A 20,100-nucleotide genomic window follows, 5' to 3' on the forward strand; every position below is an offset into this window, starting at 1 on the left:
CGGCGGGGCCAGGGAACGGAGACTTGGGGAGGAGTCGCCGTTCCTAGATCTGCTCCAGGGGATGGGAGGAGATCCGCGACAGGTATTGCGCCTGTCGAGGGATATAAAAACATTTTGCACCTTGCTAGTTCGTGAAGATTTTAGTTAAAAATTCATCGAATTAAGGACCGATTCATTCACGAAATCCAACGCAACGCAGGGTTCCAGAAACAACTGCTTTTTATAGGGTGGATCCGTGCGCAAGAACGCGGCGAACGATCGTTTGTGATGCGGAGTGGATCCCGAAACCGTGCGCTGTTCGCCGGTCTGGCGCATGGATGCTCCAAAACCGCTGCGAAACCGTCTGCTTCGCTACGCGAGCAACGCCGGGAGCAGCGCGTAGACAGTTGCGCTGCGACGCTCCCCGGCCGGCCCATCGCCACGCCGCGCAGTTTCGAATAAAGGCGTTCAGGCGTGCCGCAACATCACGAGCGCGGCCCGGCCACCACTCCTGCGCCCGCGAATCGGGCCGCCCACGGCAACGCGCCCCCATCCCTGTTCACCACGCCAAGCCCCGGCCACTGGCCGGCCCGGACTTCCCGTTCCCGATTCTCGACTCCCGATTCCCTGCCCCCGACTAATGCGCCTCGTCCCAGTTGTCGCCGACGCCGCTGTCCACCACCAGCGGCACCTTCAGCGCGGCGGCGCCGGCCATCAGCCGGGTCACTTCGGGCAGCAGCGTGTCGACGAAGTCGGCATCGGCCTCGAACACCAGTTCGTCGTGTACCTGCAGGATCATCAGCGCGCGCTCGCGGTGCGGCTCCAGCCAGGCGTCCACGGTGACCATGGCGCGCTTGATGATGTCCGCCGCGGTGCCCTGCATCGGCGCGTTGATCGCCGCGCGCTCGGCGCCGGCGCGCAGGCCCTGCTGCTTGGCGTTGATGTCGTTCAGGTACAGGCGGCGGCCGAACAGGGTCTCCACGTAGCCCTGGGTGCGCGCCTGCTCGCGCATGCGCTCCATGAAGTCGCGCACCGCCGGGTAGCGGCTGAAGTACAGCGCCACATAGTCCTGCGCCTCGCCGCGGCCGATGCCCAGGTTGCGGGCCAGGCCGAACGCGCTCATGCCGTACATCAGGCCGAAGTTGATCGCCTTGGCGGCGCGGCGCTCGTTGTTGGTGACGTCCTCCAGCTTGCGCCCGAACACCTCGGCGGCAGTGGCGCGGTGCACGTCCACGCCGGCGCCGAAGGCGCGCAGCAGGCCCGGGTCCTCGGACAGGTGGGCCATGATCCGCAGCTCGATCTGCGAGTAGTCGCAGGCGATCAGCTTGCGCCCTGGCGGGGCGACGAAGGCGCGGCGGATGCGGCGGCCGTCGTCGGTGCGGATCGGGATGTTCTGCAGGTTCGGATCGGCCGAGGACAGCCGCCCGGTGGCGGCGCCGGCCTGGTGGTAGCTGGTGTGCACGCGGCCGGTGTCGGGATTGATCATCTCCGGCAGCTTGTCGGTGTAGGTGCTGCGCAGCTTGGCCAGGCCGCGGTATTCCAGGATCACCCGCGGCAGTTCGTGCTGGTCGGCGATCGCCTCCAGCGCCTCTTCGTTGGTGCTGGGCTGGCCCTTGGGGGTCTTCATCAGCGCCGGCAGTTTCAGTTCGTCGAACAGCACCGCCTGCAACTGCTTGGGCGAATCCAGGTTGAAGGTGCGCCCGGCCAGCGCGGTGGCCTTCTGCTGCGCGGCGAGCATGCGCTGGCTCAGGTCCTGGCTCTGCCTGCGCAGTTCGGCCATGTCCACACTGACGCCGTTGGCCTCGATCCGTGCCAGCACCGGCACCAGCGGCATCTCGATCTTGCGGTAGACCTTGGCCAGCGCCGGCTCGGCGTCCAGTTGCGCCGACAGCGCGCGGTGCAGGCGCAGGGTGATGTCGGCGTCCTCGGCGGCGTAGCCGGTGGCGTCGTCGATGGCCACCTGCGAGAACGCGATCTGCTTGGCGCCCTTGCCGGCCACGTCCTCGTACTTGACCGTGTCGTAGCCCAGGTAGCGCCGCGCCAGCGAATCCATGTCGTGGCGGCTGGCGGTGGAATTGAGCACGAAGCTCTCCAGCATGGTGTCGTCGGCGTAGCCGCGCACGTCCACGCCGTGGCGGCGCAGCACGTGCAGGTCGTACTTGCCGTGCTGGCCGACCTTGGGCCTGGCCGGGTCCTCCAGCAGCGGCTTCAGCGCCGCCAGCGCCAGGGTCCGGTCCAGCTGCACCGGCGCGCCGGGGTAGTCGTGGCCCAGCGGCAGGTAGTCGGCGCGGCCCGGCTCGATCGCGAAGCTGAGCCCGACCAGGTTGGCGCGCATCGCGTCCAGCGCGTCGGTCTCGGTATCGAAGGCGAAGCCGGCGGCCGCGCGCAGGCGCTGCAGCAGGTGTTCGAACTGCTCCGGGGTCATGATCGCGGCGTACTCGCCCTTGGCGGCCAGCGCCGGGTCCAGGGTGTCGTCGATCGGCGCGGCGGCGCGGGCGTAGCCGGCGGCGGTACCGCGCAGGCTGGGGGTCACCTCGGCGGCGCCGGCCGGGGCGGCCACGCCGCCGTCCAGGTCGCGCAGCGCCTGGGTGAAGCCGTAGCGCTGGTACAGGCCGCGCAGCAGGTCCGGGTCCTGCTCGCGCAGGGCCAGCGTGCGCGGCCCGCCGGGCAGGGCCACGTCGGTCTTGATGGTGACCAGTTCGCGGTTCAGCGGCAGCCGCGCCAGCGCCGCGCGCAGGTTCTCGCCGATCTTGCCCTTGATCGCGTCGGCATTGGCCATCACCCCGTCCAGCGAGCCGTATTCGGCCAGCCACTTGGCCGCGGTCTTGGGGCCGCACTTGTCCACGCCCGGCACGTTGTCGATGGCGTCGCCCATCAGCGCCAGCAGGTCGACGATCTGGCTCGGCCACACGCCGAACTTCTCCATCACCGCCGCGTCGGAGTCCATGCGGCTGCCGCTCATGGTGTTGACCAGCTGCACGCCGGGGCGCACCAGTTGGGCGAAGTCCTTGTCGCCGGTGGAGATGGTCACGTCCAGGCCGTCGCCGGCGCCCTGCAGGGCCAGGGTGCCGATCACGTCGTCGGCCTCGACCCCGCCCTCGCGCAGGATGGTGATGCCCAGCGCATGCACGATCTGGCACATCGGCTCGACCTGCGCGCGCAGCTCGTCGGGCATCGGCGGGCGGTTGGCCTTGTACTGCGCGTACAGGTCGTCGCGGAAGGTCTTGCCCGGCGCATCGACCACGAAGGCGACGTACTCGGGGCGCTCCTTCAGCGTGGCGCGCAGCATGTTGACCACGCCGAACAGCGCGCCGGTGGGCTCGCCGGCGGGGTTGGTCAGCGGGGGAAGCGCGTGGAACGCGCGATACAGGTAACTGGACCCGTCGATCAGGACTAATCGGCTCATCGGGCAATTCTACGCTGCACCTGGCTGGGGACCGGGGATCCGGAGCCCTCTCCCGCCGGGAAGGGGTTGGGGTGAGGGTGCGGTGCGAAGCGACTCGCTGGGGTTGGGTGCGCGAGGCTGCGCCCGTACCCTCATCCGCCCCTGCGGGCCACCTTCCCCCGAAAAGGGGGCCATGGTCCCGACGGGAGAAGGAACCGCCGCTTAGCCCCTCTCCCGCCGGGAGAGGGGTTGGGGTGAGGGTCCGGCGCGAAGCGACTCGCTGCGATTGGGTGCGCGAGGCTGCGCCCGTACCCTCATCCGCCCCTGCGGGGCACCTTCCCCCGAAAAGGGGGCCATGGTCCCGGTGGGAGAAGGAACAGCCGCCAGCCCATCAAGAGAGGGGTTGGGTGAAGCGCTGCGCGCATCCAGCCGTTACGCGCCGAATGCGGCCTCTCGGCGCATAATCCGTGCGACGACTTCGCTGTGGAGAATGCTGCAATGAAAGCCCTGATGCTGGTTCCACTGTTGCTGCTGGCGGGCTGCGCCTCGACCGGGATCGGCCCCGACGGCCCGCCGGTGGACGTCCGCGGCGCGGACGTGACCCATCGCACGATGGACAACGGCGACAGCGTGGACGAATACCGGGTCTCCGGCCAGCTGCGCGCGGTCAAGGTGACCCCGGCCAACGCCCCGGCCTACTACCTCTACGACCAGAACGGCGACGGGCACATGGACGGCAGCAAGGACAATGTGTCGCCGGTGTACTGGAAGCTGTATAGCTGGTGACGCCGGATCGGGAATGCTCGATCCAGCGCCGGCCGCGCACCGCTGCCACGAACGGAAACCTGGCGCGCTTTCGGATGCTCCGCGCGTCGCGACTGAAGTCGCTCCCACAGCGCGCCCAGCCAGCGCGCCGCTGGCCTTTGCGGGAGCGACTTCGGTCGCGACGCACGGAGTCGGCAACCACAGCGGGTTCGGCGCCATGTCGGGGCTGAAACCCCTCCCGCAGTGCACCCGACACGTCGGCCGTTTCCCGTAGGCGCGGCTTCAACCGCGACGAGCGAAGTCGTCCAGCTATCCGGCTTCGGCAGCAGGCGGGGCTGAAGTCCCCCACAGTGCACCGGCCGGCACGCCGCAAGCCCCTTGTGGGAGCGACTTAAGTCGCGACGCACGGCGCCTGAAACGCCCCCGACTTCGGCGGTGCCGGGCCGAAGCTGCCTGCACCGGGGGAACGCCGGCACCGCAGCCGGCGGCACGCGCCGGCTCAGGCGTCCTCGTCGCGGACGCCGGCCACGTGCTGCAGTTCGCTGACCCCGGCCGGGGCCAGTTCCTTGAGCAGGTCCAGGAAGTTGCGCCCGACCAGGCGCTGCGCGCGGCGCAGCAGCAGCGGCACCGGGCTGGAGGGTTCGTGGCTGGCGTAGTAGGCGCAGATCTCGTCGAGCCGGCGCATCACGTCGTCGGGACTGGCGATGCGGGCATTGCCGCCGGCTCCGGCGGGCGCGGCAGTGCCGCCCTGGCCGTCGGCCGGCTCCTCGCCCGCCGCGTCGCCCTCGGCTGCGCCGCCGTTGCGCGCGGTCCATTGCGGCAGCAGGAAGCGCTCCAGGTCGCGCAGGTCGCCGAGCAGCGGCTTGAGGTCCGGCGCGGCGCTGCCGATGCGTTCGGCGAACAGCGCGTCCACCTCGCGCGCCAGCTGCTGCGCACGCTGCACCGCGGCCACGGTCTCGCCCAGCGCTTCCAGCGGGCAGTCCAGGCAGCAGGCCTCGATCTCGGTCAGCGACGGCACGCTGTCGCCGGCATTGGCCGGCTTCACGCTGCCGTTGGCCACGCGCAGGTCGCGCAGGCTGAAGCGGCCCAGCCGCGGCGATTGCACGAAGGCCGTGCTGCGCAGCGCGCCGAGCAGGCCCAGCGGATCGCCCAGCGCGACCACCGCGTTGACCCGCGCGGTCGGGTCGTCGTCGTCCTCGGCATCCAGTTGCGGATGCACGCTGTCCCAGCGCTGCGCCAGCAGCGCATGCACCAGAGCCAGGCCGTCGGCCCAGCCGGGCAGGCCGCGCAGGCGCAGCCAGGCCGCGCTCAGGTGGATCGCCACGCGCAGGTCGTGGCTGCGGCGGAACAGCGCCAGCGCCAGCGTCTGCACCTTGTCCCAGTCAGGCTCCTCGGCGGCGATCACGCTGTCGCCGACCGCGCGTTCGGCCTTGTTCGCCGCGGCGCGGTCCAGCGCCAGGAAGTCCGGGTCGTATTCCAGGTCCGGGCCGGACGCCGCGTCGTCGGCGATCGGCGCCAGCAGCGTCTCGAGGGTCTGTTCGGTGCTCATGCGCAATCACTCCGGGGCGGATGCGGCCGGCGTGGCGAGGGCGCACGCCGGCAGGGAAACGGGACGGCGGCGCGGTGCGCTCATTCCTGCGTGCATTGCGCATCCGGATCGTCGGCGTCGCAGGCCGGCTGCTGGTCGGCCGGCAGGCGCAGGCCCGGCTTGACCAGGCCGAACGCGCGGTAGTTGGCGTTGGCCGCGCTCAGGTCCACGTAGGCGATGGTGCGGTTGCTGGAACTCTGCGCGCGGCTGGCGAACGCCGAGGTCGGTACGTTGATGCCCGACTCGCCAACCACGCCGAGCAGGCTGCCGTCGGCGGCGAGCGCGTAGAAGTACGCCGGCGGCAGGCCGATCGCCGCCACGGTCTGGTTGCGCACGCCCAGCACGTAGATCGGATTGGCGGCGGTGCCGATGCGGCCGCTGGCCGAGAAGGTGCCGGCGCCGTCGTACAGCCAGGTGGTGTCGGCCTGCAGCAGGTCGCCGAGCACCGCCAGGTACAGCGCCGAGGTGCCGGCATCGACGGTGTAGGCGCTGCCGTTGAGCGCGGACAGGGTCAGGCTCTGGCCATTGGTCAGGCTGAAGCCGCCGGGCGAGGAAAAATCGCCCAGGGTGCCGATGCGGTTGTCGATCGCCGCACCGGCGGCGCCCAGCCGGGTGCTGCCGCCGACGCTGCCGCTCAGCGTGTCGGCGCTGATGCGGCCGCTGCCGGTTTCGCTCAGGTCGCCGCCGGCCTGCAGCCAGACGCTCTGGCCGCTGAGCGCGCTGCCGATCGCCAGATCGCCGCCCGCATCCAGGCGCAGCGCACCGGCGACCGCGACCGGACCGGTCACGCTCAGGTCGCCCAGCGTGCGCAGGCTCAGCTGCGTCGCGTCGAAGGCGCCGAGCGCGGCGATGGCGTTGGCGCCGGTCAGGCTGGTGGCGCCGCCGGAACTGCCGCTCAGCGACGCGGCACTGAGCGTGCCGGCGGTCTGCGCGATCGCGCCGCCGCTGTGCAATTGCAGGCTGCCGCCGCTGCTCACGTCGTGGCCCAGGCCCAGGTCGCCACCGGCGCTCAAGCCGATGCTGCTGCCGCGCAACGCGCCGGCCGTGCGCAGCGCGCCGGCCGCGCTCAGCGCCAGGCTGCCGCTGGCCTGCGCCGCCACCGTCAAATCGTTGCGATCGGCGATGGCGATGTCGCCGCCGCTGGCCTGCACCGTGCCCTGGAAATCGTTGCCGGCATCGGTCAGCGCGATCGCGCCGCTGCCGGCATCCAGGGTCGTGGCGCCGGCGACGGTCAGCGCGCCGCGCTGGCCGATGCCGCCGCCGCTCGCCGCCGGCGTGGCGACGCTGGCGGTGACGATGCTGGAGGTGGTGCCGCCGCCAGCATCGCTGCGTGCGACCAGATCGCCGCCGATGCGGCCCTGGCCCAGCGACAAGGCGCCGCCGCTGGTCACGTTCAGCGCGGCGACCGCCACGCTGCCCAGCGCCAGTGCGTTGCGGTCGCGCAGGGTGACGGCGCCGCCGGCGAGGTTCACTTCGCCCTGGAAGTCGTTGCCGGCCGTGTCCAACGCGATCGCGCCGCCGCCGCTGTCGATCGTGGTGCTGCCGCCCACCTGCAGCGCGCCGCGCTGGCTCACCGCGCCGCCGCCGCTGGCGGCGACCAGGTCGCCGGCGATGCTGCCTTCGCCCAGGTTCAGTGCGCCTTGGCTGCCGACGTCCAGCGCGCCCAGCGACAGCGTCCCCAGGGACAACGCGTTGACGTCGCGGATGCGCGCGGCACCGCCGCTGAGCGCTAGCAGGCCCTGGAAGTCGTTGCCGGCGTTGTCGAGCGCGATGGCACCGCTGCCGGTGGCGATCGCGGTATCGCCGATCACGATCAATGCGCCGTTCTGGCTCAGCGCACCGGTGGTGGCGAGCTGCAACGCGGTGGCGTTGGAGGCACCCAGGGTCAGCGCGTCGAGCGCGTCGATGCGGACGGCGCCACCGTCGAATGCCAGCGTGCCGGCGAAGCGGTTGGCCTGGTCCAGCGTGATCGCGCCGCTGCCGGCCATCAGGCGAGTGGCGCCGCCGATGTCGAGCGCGCCGCTCTGGCCGATCGCGGCGTTGCCGCTGTCGGCCTGCAGGGCGCCGCGTACCGTGCCGCTGCCGAGGTTCAGCGCGCCACCGCTGCTCACCGCCAGGCTGTCGACCGACAGCGTGCCCAACGTCAGCGCGCCGCTGTCATGCAGTTGCACCGCGCCGCCGGCGATGTCGACGCTGCCGGCGAAATGGTTGCCGGCACCGGTCAGGGCGATGCTGCCGCTGCCGGTGGACAGGGTGCTGCTGCCGCCGACGGTCAGCGCACCACCCGACTGCACGATGGCCGCGTTGTCCGTGCTCAGCTGCAGGGTGCCGGTCGCGGCGACGTCGTCGGCCAGGCTCAGGCCGCTGCCACCGCCGAGGGTCAGGTTGTGGCCGCTCAGCGCGCCGCCCAGATGCAGGGTGCCGTGGCGGGCGATCAGGCTCAGATCGCCGCTGCCGGTGTCGATCGCGCCGCCCGGCAGGTCGAGCGAACCGTCGGCGAGCAGCGACAGCGCGGCGTTGTTGCCGTTGTGGACGGCGGCGATGCTCAGGTCGTTGCGGTCGGCGAGCTGGATGCCGCTGCCGCTGAGATCGACCGCGCCGACGAAGTCGTTGCCGGCGTTGGCGAGCACGATCGACCCGCTGCCGGCATCGAGCGTGCTGGTGCCGGCGACCGTGAGCGGGCTGCTGGCGGATTGGGTGATGGCGCCGCCGTTGCTGGTCGCGGTCAGCGCGCCGTTGATCGTGCCGCTGCCCAGATTCAGCGCACCGCTGCTGGTCGCGGTGAGGTTGCCGGTGGTCAGCGTGCCCAGGGTCAGTGCGTTGCTGTCGGTGATCGCGCTGCTGCCGCCGGTCAAGCTGACCGCCTGGCCGAAGTCGTTGCCGGCAGTGGCCAGCGTGATCGATCCGTTACCGGCGTCGAGGTTGCTACTGCCGGTGACGACCAGTGCGTTGGTGGTGGACTGGGTGATCGCGCCACCGTTGCTGGTCGCGGTCAATGCGCCGTTGACCATGCCGCTGCCAAGGCTCAGCGCGCCGTTGCTGGTCGCGACGAGGTTGCCGGTGGTCAACGTGCCGAGCGTCAGCGCGTTGCTGTCGGCGATCGCGACGCTGCCGCCGGTCAAGCTGACCGCCTGGCCGAAGTCGTTGCCGCTGGTGGTCAGGGTGATCGATCCGGCGCCGGCGTTGAGGGTGCCGGCACCGGTGACGACCAGTGCATTGGTGGTGGACTGGGTGATCGCACCGCCATTGCTGGTCGCGGCGAGGGTGCCGGTCACCGTGCCGCTGCCCAGGTTCAAGGCACCGGTGCTGGTCGCGGTGAGGTTGCCGGTGGTCAGCGTGCCGAGCGTCAGCGCGTTGCTGTCGGCGATCGCGGTGGTGCCGCCGGTGAGGTTGACCGCCTGGCCGAAATCGTTGCCGCTGGTGGTCAGGGTGATGGCGCCGCTGCCGGCATTGACGTTGCTGGTGCCGGTGACGCCGAGTGCGTTGGTGGTGGACTGGGTGATCGCGCCGCCGTTGCTGATCGCAGTCAGCGCGCCGTTGACCGTGCCGCTGCCCAGGTCCAGTGCGCCGCTGCTGGTCGCGGTGAGGTTGCCGGTGGCCAGCGTGCCGAGCGTCAGCGTGTTGCTGTCGGTGATCTGGGTGATGCCACCGGTGAGGCTGATCGCCTGGCCGAAGTCGTTGCCGTTGGTGGTCAGGGTGATCGATCCGGCGCCGGCGTTGAGATTGCTGGTGCCCGTGACGCCGAGTGCGTTGGTGGTGGATTGGGTGATCGCATTGCCGTTGCTGGTCGCGGCCAGGGTGCCGGTCACGCTGCCGCTGCCCAGATTCAAGGCGCCGCTGCTGGTGACGGTGAGATCGCCGGTCGCCAGCGTGCCCAGGGTCAGCGCATTGCTGTCGGTGATCTGGGTGGTGCCGCCGGTGAGGCTGATCGTCTGGCCGAAGTCGTTGCCGCTGGTGGTCAGGGTGATCGCGCCGCTACCGGCATTGAGATTGCTGGTGCCGGTGACCGTCAATGGGTTGCTGGTGGACTGAACGATCGCGCCGCCATTGCTGGTCGCGGCCAAGGTGCCTGTCACCGTACCGCTACCCAGGTTCAAAGCGCCGTTGCTGGTCGCAGCGAGGTTGCCGGTGGCCAACGTTCCCAGGGTCAGTGCACCGCTGTCGGTGATCGCCGTGGCGCCGCCGGTCAGGCTGACCGCCTGCCCGAAGTGGTTGCCAGCGCCGGTCAACGTGATCGCGCCGCTGCCCGCATTGACGCTGCTGGTGGCGGAGGCGGTGATTGCGCCGGCGCTCTGGGCGATCGCGCTGTCGACGGTGGTCAGCGTCAGCGTGCCGGTGGCGGTGACGTCGTGCGCCAGGGTGATGCCGTCGTCGCCGCTCAGGCTGACGTTGCTGCCGGACAGCGCTGCGGCCGTGGCCAGCGCGTTGCCGCTGTGCAGGCTCAGGTTGGCACTGCCGGTGGCGATCGCGCTGCTCGGCAACGTCAGCGTGCCGGTCGCAGACAGGGACAGCGCGCTGTTGTTGCCCAGGGTCAGCGCGGACACGGTGAGGTCGTTGCCGTCGGCCAGGCGGATGCCGCTGCCGGTCAGCGACACGGCGCCGCCGAAGTCGTTGGCGACGTCGTCCAGTGTGATCGCGCCGCTACCGGCATTGAGGGTGCTGGTGCCGGTGACGGTCAGCGGATTGCTCGCGGACTGGGTGATCGCGCCGCCGTTGCTGATCGCAGCCAAGATGCCAGTCACCGTGCCGTGGCCCAGGTTCAGTGCGCCTGTGCTGGTCGCGGTGAGATTGCCGGTGGTCAGGGTGCCGAGGGTCAATGCGCCGCCGTCGGTGATCGCCGTGGTGCCGCCGGTCAGCGTCACCGCCGCCTGAAAATCGTTGCCGGCGTTCCCCAGCGCGATCGCGCCGGTGCCGGCGTCGATCTCGGCCAGGCCGGTGACGGTCAGCGCGTTGCTTTGACCGATCGCCCCGCCGTTGCTGGTCGCATCCAGCGTGCCGGTCACGCTGCCGCCGCCCAGGTTCAAGGCGCCGCTGCTGGTCGCGGTGAGGTTGCCGGTGGCCAGCGTGCCCAGGGTCAGCGCGTTGCTGTCGGTGATCTGGGTGATGCCGCCGGTCAGGCTGACCGCCTGGCCGAAATCGTTGCCGCTGGTGGTCAGGGTAATGGCGCCGGTGCCGGCATTGAGGGTGCTGGTGCCGGTGACGGTGAGCGGGTTGCTGGTGGACTGGGTGATCGCACCGCCGTTGCTGGTCGCCGACAACGCGCCGGTCACCGTGCCGCGGCCCAGGTTGAGCGCGCCGGTGCCGGTCGCGGTCAGGTTGCCGGTCGCCAGCGTGCCGAGGGTGAGCGCGCCGCTGTCGGTGATCGCGGTGGTGCCGCCGGTCAGGCTGACCGCCTGGCCGAAGTGGTTGCCGGCGCCACTCAAGGCGATCGTGCCGCTGCCGGCGTTGACGCTGCTGGTGCCGGTCACCGTCACTGCGCCGGCGCTCTGCACGATCGCGCTGTTGACGGCGCTCAGCGCCAGCGTGCCGGTCGCGGTGACGTCGTGCGCCAGGGCGATGCCGGCGTCGCCGCTCAGGCTCACGTTGCTGCCTGACAGCGCCGCGGCGGTGGCCAGGACGTTGCCGCTGTGCAGGCTCAGGTTGGCGCTGCCGGTGGCGATCGCGCTGCCCGGCAAGGTCAGCGTACCGGCCGCGGACAGCGACAGCGCGCTGTTGCTGCCCAGGGTCAACGCGGCGATGGTCAGGTTATTGGTGTCGGCCAGGGCGATCCCGCTGCCGGTCAGCGACACCGCGCCGCCGAAATCGTTAGCGGCGCGCTGCAGAGTGATCGAACCGGTACCGGCGTTGAGATTGCTGGTGCCGGTGACGGTCAGCGCATTGCTCGCGGACTGTGTGATTGCGCCGCCGTTGCTGGTGGCAGCCAGCGTGCCGCTCACCGTGCCGCTGCCGAGATTGAGAGCGCCGCTGCTGGTCGCCGTGAGATTGCCGGTGGCCAGCGTGCCCAGGGTCAGCGCGCCGCTGTCGACGATCGTGGTGGTGCCGCTGCTCAGGCCGACCGCCTGCCCGAAGTCGTTGCCGGCGTTGTCCAGCGTCAGCGCATGGCTGCCCAGCGAGAAGCTGCTGCTGCCGCCCACCGTCAACGCACCGGACTGCGTCAGGTCGATGGCATTGGACAGGCTCAGGTTGCCGCTCACGTCCAGCGTGCCGAGTGCGGCAATGCGGTTGCTGCCGCTGAAGCTGGCGTTGCCGCCGATGCTGCCGCTCAGGGTGCCGGCGGTGTAGGTGCCGCTCTGCTGCACGCTGCGCTCGGTGCTGATGCTGATCGCGCCGCTGCCCACGTCGATGCTGCCGCTGCCGCCGATGCCGGTCTGGCCGGCGCCGTTGGCGACCAGCGACACGCTGCCGTCGCTGCCGCTGCTGAGGGCGGCGGCGGTGATGGTGCCGCTGTTGTTGATCAACTGGTCGAACAAGCCCTGCGCGGCGCGCGCCTGCAGCGTGATGATGCCGCCGGGCGCGCTGAGGGTACCGCTGTTGTCCACCGCCAGGATGTCCAGCTGCAGCTGCAAGGCCTTGTCGACGACGACGCCGAAGCCGCCGCTTTCGAAGGTGAGGGTGACCTTGTCGGCGCCGACCAGATTGATGTTGCCGGCGCTGGCGGTGATGGTGCCGCTGTTGACCACCTTGCCGCCGATCAGGTCGACCGCGCCGGCGGCGGCGTTGATGGTGCCGCTGTTGGACATCAGCGCGACCGTGTTGCCGCCGGCGTCGAGCGTGTCGTTGCCGCTCATGAAATCGGAGGCGCTGATGCCAAGGGTGCTGGCCACCAGCCCGCCGACGTTGAACTGCGCGGTGCTGCCGAAGATGATCCCGTTGGGGTTGATCAGGAACACCTGGCCGTTGGAGTTGAGATTCCCGAAGATCTGCGTGGGATTGCCGCCCTGCACCAGGTTCAGCACCGCGGCGCTGGTGGACGGCTGGTTGAACGTCACCGTCGCCGCCGAGCCGATGTCGAAGGTGGACCAGTTCAACGCCATCCGGCTGGAGGTCTGGTCGATGGTCAGGGTCGCGCCGCTGGCCGCATTGATGGTGCCGGTGCCGCCGGCGATGCTGCCGCCGGTCGGCAGCTGGGTGCTCGCCACCTGCGCCGCCGCCATGCCCGGCGCCGCGCCGAGCGCGACCGCCAGGGCCAGCGCGAGCGGCGAATGGCGCAACGCGCAGCGGCGTACGGCATGGGGGGCGATCGAAGTCTGGGCGATGGCGGACATGAGCGGATTCCTCAAAAGGTGAAACCGAAACGCGAATAGAAACGGACGTCGCGTCCGTCGGACGCATCGCGCCCGCCCGTCGGCTTTGCGGCGCTGAGCCGCAGCTCGAAGCTCTTCCATTGCGGCACGCGCACGGTGACGCCGGCACCGACGCCATCGAACGTGGTCACCGCGGCGGTGGTCGCGCGGTTGCCGCCGGCCGGATAGACCTGCGCGTGGTCGGCGAACACGTCCAGCTCCAGCACCTCGCGCCACGGCCGGCCGTTGAACGGCGAGGCGGCGTCGGCGAAGCCGGGCGCATCGACGTGATACTCCAGCGCGGCGTAGTAGCCGCGATCGCCGAGCGCGTCGGACACCGGGTAGGCGCGCACGCTGTCCGGCCCGCCGACCGCGAACTGCTCCATCGGGGTCAGTGCGTCGTCGCTGTACTGGCCGTTGAGCTTGAGGTACAGGCGCTGGGTACGGCTGAGGTACTGCATGCGCGTATAGCTCAGCCGCGCGATGCTGAAGTGGCTGTCGTGTTCCGGGCTGACCAGGTCCGGCGTCGCCGAGCGGTCCTTCAGCGACTGGCGCAGGCTCAGCTGCAGCAGGTCGATGCCGCGCCAGCGCAGGTCGGTGCGGCGCAGCGCGCTGCTCAGTTCGACCACGTCGAACTTCTGGTCGGACAGCTGGATGCCGGCGGCGCTGAGCCGCGACTGCTCGCGCAGGTAGCGCGCCGAGGCCTGCCATTGCAGGTTCTCGCGATTGACGAACTTCCAGTCGCTGCCGAGGTAGACCACCGAGGTCGGACCCTGCAGGCCGAGCGTGGCGAACACGCCGTTGCGCACTTCCAGTTCGCTGCGGCTGGCGCCGATCACCGCGCCGAACCCGGGCACCGCCGGCACCGGCAGCGCATAGGACAGCGCGCCGATCCGGCTCTGCCGCGGGTCCAGCGAATAGGCGTAGTTGGCGGAAAGCACATCGCCCAGGCCGAGCGGGCTGTTCCAGGCCAGGCCGAGCTGGGCGCGGTAGCGGCCGGTCAACTCGGTGCCGTAGTTGTTGCCGCCCAGGCTGATCGCATACGGGCGCGGCGCTTCGCTGGCGACCAGCAGCACGTCGGTCTCGCCTTCGTGCTGGCCCGGCTGCAGCACCGAGGACACCGACACGCCCGGCAGGTCGCGCACGTACAGCAACGCGCTGTCCACGTCCTGCTTGCGCAGTGCCCGCCCCTGCAATGCCTGCAGCGGCGCGGCCAGGGTGCTGGCGCGGTAGCGCGATGCGCCCTTGACCTCGACCTGGCCGACACGGCCTTCGAGCACGCGGATCTCGACGATCTGTTCCGGCCCCGGAGTCTGCGCCGGCAGGTAGGCGGTGCTGACGATGAAGCCGGACAGGCGGTAGGCGCGGGTGATCGCGTCGGCCACCGCCTGCAGTTGTTCGAAACGCAGCGCCACCACAGGCTGGCCCTGCGCCAGTGCCTGGAATTGCGCATCGGCCAGCGCCTGCACGCTGGCCGGGGTGATGCCGGCCTTGGCGTGTTCGCCGACGTCGCGCACGCGGAAGCCGCGGACCTGCAAGGTCACCGCGTTGTCCTCGCGATCCTTCAGCGGCGGCAGCGTGGCGCTGGCGCCGCTGGCCGCCATGCCGGTGTCGGCGGCGGCAGGCGGCAACTGCGCCCACGCCGGAACGGCAGCGAGCCACGCGGACACGGCCGCGGCCAGACACGTCATACGCATGCGATTTCCCCTGGAACGATTCCCTGTCGTGCGCCGGCCTCGCCCCACTGCGTCCCGGGCCTTGCGGCATCGACGAGGCGATGCGCGCGCGGATCGGGAGCGGCCGCCGCTTGCGCCTGCCCTGCGAATGCGGGCACGGCACCAGCGAAGAATAGCAGCAGAAATGCGAGCAGCGTCACGAAAATAAACACGACGAGCCAGCGCCGGCGGCGGCGCGCCGGCGCGTCGGCGAACAGCGCCCGCAGCGGCTCGTGCGCGGCGCGCGTGGCGTCCGGCGCGGCGACGACGACGGTCGGCCGCAGCGCATTGCGATGGGTCACCCCCTGCCCGGCGCCGCGCACGGAGGCCAGCACGTTGCGCCGGCGCGCGCGGTATTCGTCGCGGCCGATGCGGCCGTGCTGGTAGGCCTCGGCCAGGGCCTGCAAGTGCGCGTTGGCCAGTTGCTGGGCCTCGTTCATGGCAGCTCCCGCAGCACGCGCAGGCCCACGTCCGGCTGCGCCGAGCCGTTGTCGGCGCGCCGCGCCTGCACCGTGCAATCGGCCCAATAGCTGGCGAAACTGCCGCCGCGCGCCTGCACTCCGGCGCCGCTGGACACCCACTCCCAGACGTTGCCGGTGACATTGACCAGCCCCCACGGATTGGGTTCGCGGCCGCGCGGCGGCAACGGTGCGCGGCTGCCGTCGCTGGCGCTGGCGGTGGGCGGCACGCAATTGCTGTCTTCCGCTTGCCGCCAGTCGCTGCCGGCCTGCGCGGCGTGCTGCCATTCGGCATCGGTGGGCAGGCGATAGCGCCAGCCGCCGCTGGCGATGGTCAGCCAGCGCAGGTAGGCACGGGCCTGGGTCAGGCTGATGTTGCGCACCGGCGCACGCGCCAGTTCCAGGTCCCCGGCCGGTTGCGCGGTGCACTTGCCGGTGGCCTGGCAGAACAGGTTGAAATCGGCCACCGCCACTTCCGCGCGCGACAGCGCGTAGGGCTTGCCGCCGGCCAGGCCGGGCACCACCACCAGCATCGGCCCGCGCTGCGCGCCGAGCGCATCGAAGCAGGCCCTGCCGCGTCCGGGTGCGGCGGCGGCGCAAGGATCGGGGCCGGTCGGCACCGGCGGCAACGGGTCCTCGTCGCTCGCCGCGCCGGCGGCGGGCGCGCGTGCGCTGGCCGCAGGCGCGGTCGCCGGCTTGGCGGCGGGCTTGCCGGTCGCCGGCTTGCGCGTGGCGTCCTTAGCGACGGGCTCGGTCGCCGCGGCCGCCGTCGGCACCACTGCATCGGAACCCGGCGCATCGCTGCCGGCCTGGCGCTGCAGGCGCGCGCCGAGCGTGCCTTCGGGTAGCTGCCCGCGCGCCTTCAGGTCGGCTTCCAACTGCGCCATCGCCTGCGCATCGCTGCGGTACAGCGCCTCCAGGCGCTGGCCCAGGCGCTGCCGTTCGGCAGCGGGCAGGGACGGCGTCGCAGCGTCCATCACCGCCGCGACGACGTCGTAGCGGGCCTGCGCGGCGCGCAGTTCGGCGCGGTCGCCGAGTGCGGCGACGCCCTGGCCGAGCACCTCGGCGGCCTGCCGATAACGGCCCTGGCGGAACGCGCCGGCGGCGTTGCCGAGATAGACCCCGGCCAGCAGCTGCGGCGCTTCCTTCTGCAGGAACGGATGTTGCGGCTGCAGCGCGCCGATGCGCGCCAGCGCCTGGCGCGCCTTGTCCAGATCGTTGGCGGCCGCGGCGCGGCGCATCGATTCGATCCGCGAGGTCACTTCGGCCTCGGCGCTCTCGCGCGCCAGCATGGTCTGCAACTGTTGCTGCAGGGTCTGCAGGCGCGCGCGCTGGGCCAGCAGCTGCGGCGCCTGCGGCGCCTGGGTCAGGCCGAAATCGACCAGGGCCTGCGCGCCCGGCAACTGCAGCGGATCGCTCTGCGGCGCGACCGCCGCGGCGATCGCCGCCGCCAGCGCCGCGTCCTGCGCATCGCGCTCGGCCGCCGGCAGCACCGCCAGCGCCGCTTCCACGTTGTCCTGCCAGTCCGGGTCGGCGGAAGGTTCGGCCAGCAGCGTAGCCAGCGCCTTGCGCGCCTGCGCCGGATCGTGCAACGCCGCTGCCGCGGGCTGGCTGGCATGGTGCTGCGCCAGTTCCAGCTGCGCGCCGCGCAACTGCAGACGCAGCGAATCGGGCAGCGCCGCACGCGCCTGTTGCAGGCGGGTGCGCGCCTGCGCCCACTGCTGGGTGTCGGCCGACTGCTGGATCGCCGCGTCCAGGCGCAACTCCAGTTCCGGGTGGCGCAGCAGGGCGCTGTTCGGATCGATGCGCCGCACCTGGTCCAGCGTGGCCAGTGCGTTGTCGGCGCGGTCGCGGAAGATGGCGCCGGCGGCGATCTGCGCGTTGAGCGCGGTATCCAGCGCGTTGAGGCGTTCGTTCTTCTCGCGCTCCATGCTCTCGCGGCGCGCGTCCAGCGCCGGCGAATACAGCCGCAGCCGGTCGCGTAACGCGAACACCTGCAGCGCGCCGCGATAGTCGTAGCGCCCGCTGGCCGGGTTCCACAGCGCATCCAGCCGGCGCAGCAGGAAATCCTGGATCAGGTCGCCGCGGTCCACCAGCAGGCGCCGGCGGTCGTCGTCGTCGAGGCTGGCCAGCGCCTGCATCGCCTGGGTCTCGTCGACGTAGCGCTGCGGATCGGCCGCGCCGAAGCGCGCGGTGACCTGCTCCAGATGGCGCTGGTGCAGATAGCGCGAGGCGCCCCAGCCGCCGGCCCCGACCAGCACCAGCGCCGCGGTGCCGTAGCCGAGCAGCGGCAGCGCGCGCTCGCGCAGCGGCACCTCGCGCAGGCCGTCCAGCAGCGCCTCCACCTTGCTCAGGCGCTGCGCGGCGGGAAACGCCACCGCTGCGCACAGGGTCTGGTACTGGCGCCTGGTCAGGCCCGGCACCGGCGGCGGCACGCGCTTGTCGCGCAAGGCCACTTCGGCGCTGAGCTTGTCGAACGGATGCTTGCCGGTGAGCAGTTCGAAGCACACGCAGCCCAGCGCGTAGATGTCGTCGGCCGGCGTGGGTTCCTGGCCGCGGATCATCTCCAGGCTGGCGTAGGCGGGGGTCAGCGCGCCGAGCGTGGCCGCGTCGAACACGGTCTGCTCGCCGGCCACGTCGGCGGCGTGCTTGCCGGCGCGGGCGATGCCGAAGTCGAACACCTTGGCCACGCCGTCGCGGGTGACCATCACGTTGCCCGGCTTGAAATCCGAATGCACCACGCCGGCGGCATGCGCCCGCGCCAGGGCCCGGGCCATGCCTTCGATCAGCGGCCGCGCGCGCGCCAGCGGCATGCCGTTGTAGGCCTGTTCGCGGATCAGCGTCTTCAGGTCGCAGCCGTCGATGTACTCCATGGTCATGAAGACCAGGGTGCGGTCCTTGTCGAAGTCGTAGACGCGCACGATGTTGTCGTGGGCCAGCTTCTGCGAGCGCCGCGCCTCGCGCTGCAGCGCGATCAACGAATCGGGATGGCGGCGGAACTCGTCGCTGAGCACCTTCACCGCCAGCCACGGGTCGCGGTCGCGGGCCTCGACCTTGCGTTCGTCGCGCGCCAGATAGACCACGCCCATGCCGCCGCGGCCGAGTTCGCGCTCCAGGTAGAAGCGGCCCTTCAGCAGCGTGCCGACCGTGGCGTAGTCGCCGCCGGCGGCATCGGCCAGGCGCTGCCAGCTGGACAGGCTGGCGGTGCCCGCAGTGCCGGTCGCACCACCGGTGCCGGTGGCGCCGGTGCTGTCGGCGCCGGCCTGCGGCAGCGGCATCGCCGGTTGCACGCGGGTGGCATCGTCCTCGACGGCCGATGGCAGCGGCGCGGCACGGCGCGGCATCACCACGGTGGCGTCGTCGTCGATCGGCGCGGCCACGGGCGCGCTGCCGCCGTCCGCGCGCAAGGCGTCGAGGCGGGTCACCAGCGTGGTCACGGTGACATCGTCGAGCAGGTGCTGCTGGCGCAGCTGCCACAGCGTTTCCACCCCGGCCCGGTAATCGGCTTCGGGCACGGCGCTGCGTTTGGCCAATGCGTCGAGCACGGCCTTCAGGTCCAGCTCGCCGGTGCGCATCGCGGCGACCAGCTCGACGACGGTAGCGGTATCTTCATGCACGTCCTTCACTCCTGCAGGCGGACGACGACGGCGGTGACGTTGTCGCGCGCCGCCCGGCCCATCGCCAATTCGAACAACCGCGTCAGCAGCGCCTGCGGCTCGCCATGCAGGCGGCACTCGGCATCCAGCTCCGGGTCGGGGATTTCCTTGTTGATGCCGTCGCTGCACAGCAGGAACTGCGCGCCGGACGCGCTGGGCGCCAGCACCCAGTCCACGAACAGCGGTTCCTGCGCGCCGACCGCGCGGGTCAGCACGCCGGCGTTGGCGGCCGGCTCGGCGCTGGCGCCGGCCTGCGCGAACTGGGTGGCGTCGTCCTTGACCCCGTGCACGTGGTCGCGGGTGAGCTGGCGCAGCGGCCCCTCGAGGCGGCCGTAGCCGCGGCTGTCGCCGACCCAGCCGTACAGCATGAAATCCGGATCGTGCACCAGCAGCACCACGGTGGAGGCGATCATGTCGACCTGGCGCTGCTCGGCGCAGCGCAGCAACTCGGTGTTGATCTGCGCCAGCGCGTCTTCGATCGCTTCGATGAAATCGCATACGTCGGCCGCGCGCGGCAGCGTCGCCAGGCGCTCGACGATCAAGCCGCTGGCGTAGTCGCCGGCGGCATGCCCGCCGAGGCCGTCGGCGACCACCCAGAGCCCGGCGTCGTCGCGCAGCAGCAGCGCGTCCTCGTTGTGGCGACGCACCTTGCCGACTTCGGTATGCCCGGCGGAGCGGTAGTGCAGCGCGGCCATCAGCGCGTGGCCTCCGGCAGCGCGAGCGCGGCCGGCGCCAGCCAGCCCAGGTAGTCGTGCGCGGACAACAGGCCGACGCTGTGCTGCACCACGCCGTCGCCGCTCCACCACAACGCCTGCCCGGCCAACGCGCGCGGCGCATTGGGAATGGCGGTGGCGTCCGGATCCGGCGCCAGCGCCAGCAGCTGCGCGTCGAACGCCTCCACGCCCAGCGTGCGATCGGCCAGCGCCTGGCCGAGCAGCGTGGCCGCACGCGCATACCAACTGCGGTCCGGCGCGGCCTGCGCCAGCGGCAGCGCGATCGCCAGCGGGAAGCAGCGGCCGACCCGGTCCTCGCCCGGCCCCAGCACGCCGGCCCAGGCTCCCGCGCCGCACAGGCCGCTGCCGAGCACGAACGCATGCAGGCCGCTGCCGCGGTAGGCCGGCGCCCACTGCGTGCCGAGCTGGTCGCGCGCGCCGGCGATCAGCTGCGAAAAATGCCGGTCCCACGGTTCGACGAACGCCGGCGGCAACCGCCGCTGCACGAAGTCGCCGGCGCTCGGCAGCTTGCCGAAGAATCCGGGCTGCATGGCCTGC

Annotated in this window: 9 protein-coding genes; 1 reads left to right on the top strand and 8 read right to left on the bottom strand. The window is 71.5% G+C overall.

Features of this window, described 5'->3' with window-relative positions:
- Nucleotides 1-616: 616 nt before the first annotated feature.
- The gene (polA, locus tag HDC36_RS17575; RefSeq protein WP_179569870.1) at nucleotides 617-3,385 is read right to left on the bottom strand and encodes a DNA polymerase I; all 2,769 of its coding nucleotides are present in this window, start codon (nucleotides 3,383-3,385) and stop codon (nucleotides 617-619) included.
- A 477-nt stretch (nucleotides 3,386-3,862) separates the two neighbouring features.
- On the opposite strand from polA, the gene HDC36_RS17580 reads away from it, so the two are divergent.
- On the top strand, nucleotides 3,863-4,150 hold the full coding sequence (locus tag HDC36_RS17580; RefSeq protein ID WP_145703958.1) for a DUF2782 domain-containing protein: 288 nt from the start codon (nucleotides 3,863-3,865) through the stop codon (nucleotides 4,148-4,150).
- Nucleotides 4,151-4,628: 478 nt separating this feature from the next.
- Here the strand turns inward: HDC36_RS17580 and tssA are convergent, their stop codons facing one another.
- From tssA to tagF, 7 genes are all read right to left on the bottom strand, one after another.
- A complete protein-coding gene (gene tssA, locus HDC36_RS17585) occupies nucleotides 4,629-5,678 on the bottom strand; it encodes a type VI secretion system protein TssA (RefSeq protein ID WP_179569877.1) in 1,050 nt (349 codons plus the stop codon).
- 80 nt (nucleotides 5,679-5,758) lie between these two features.
- The gene (locus tag HDC36_RS17590) at nucleotides 5,759-12,982 is read right to left on the bottom strand and encodes a filamentous hemagglutinin N-terminal domain-containing protein (RefSeq protein ID WP_255432794.1); all 7,224 of its coding nucleotides are present in this window, start codon (nucleotides 12,980-12,982) and stop codon (nucleotides 5,759-5,761) included.
- 11 nt (nucleotides 12,983-12,993) lie between these two features.
- Nucleotides 12,994-14,691 (bottom strand): ShlB/FhaC/HecB family hemolysin secretion/activation protein, encoded by a 1,698-nt coding sequence (locus tag HDC36_RS17595; RefSeq protein ID WP_179570539.1) that lies wholly within the window; start codon nucleotides 14,689-14,691, stop codon nucleotides 12,994-12,996.
- A complete protein-coding gene (locus HDC36_RS17600) occupies nucleotides 14,688-15,155 on the bottom strand; it encodes a hypothetical protein (RefSeq protein WP_179569881.1) in 468 nt (155 codons plus the stop codon). Before HDC36_RS17600 ends, HDC36_RS17595 begins: the two co-directional genes overlap by 4 nt.
- A complete protein-coding gene (locus tag HDC36_RS17605; RefSeq protein WP_179569883.1) occupies nucleotides 15,152-18,790 on the bottom strand; it encodes a protein kinase in 3,639 nt (1,212 codons plus the stop codon). The genes HDC36_RS17600 and HDC36_RS17605 overlap by 4 nt, the downstream gene beginning before the upstream one ends.
- A gap of 5 nt (nucleotides 18,791-18,795) precedes the next feature.
- On the bottom strand, nucleotides 18,796-19,524 hold the full coding sequence (locus tag HDC36_RS17610) for a PP2C family serine/threonine-protein phosphatase (protein ID WP_179569886.1): 729 nt from the start codon (nucleotides 19,522-19,524) through the stop codon (nucleotides 18,796-18,798).
- The gene (gene tagF, locus HDC36_RS17615) at nucleotides 19,524-20,093 is read right to left on the bottom strand and encodes a type VI secretion system-associated protein TagF (protein WP_255432795.1); all 570 of its coding nucleotides are present in this window, start codon (nucleotides 20,091-20,093) and stop codon (nucleotides 19,524-19,526) included. The genes HDC36_RS17610 and tagF overlap by 1 nt, the downstream gene beginning before the upstream one ends.
- Between the last annotated feature and the right edge of the window lie 7 nt (nucleotides 20,094-20,100).

The sequence above is a fragment of the Xanthomonas sp. JAI131 genome, assembly GCF_013410075.1.
GTDB lineage: Bacteria > Pseudomonadota > Gammaproteobacteria > Xanthomonadales > Xanthomonadaceae > Xanthomonas_A > Xanthomonas_A bonasiae.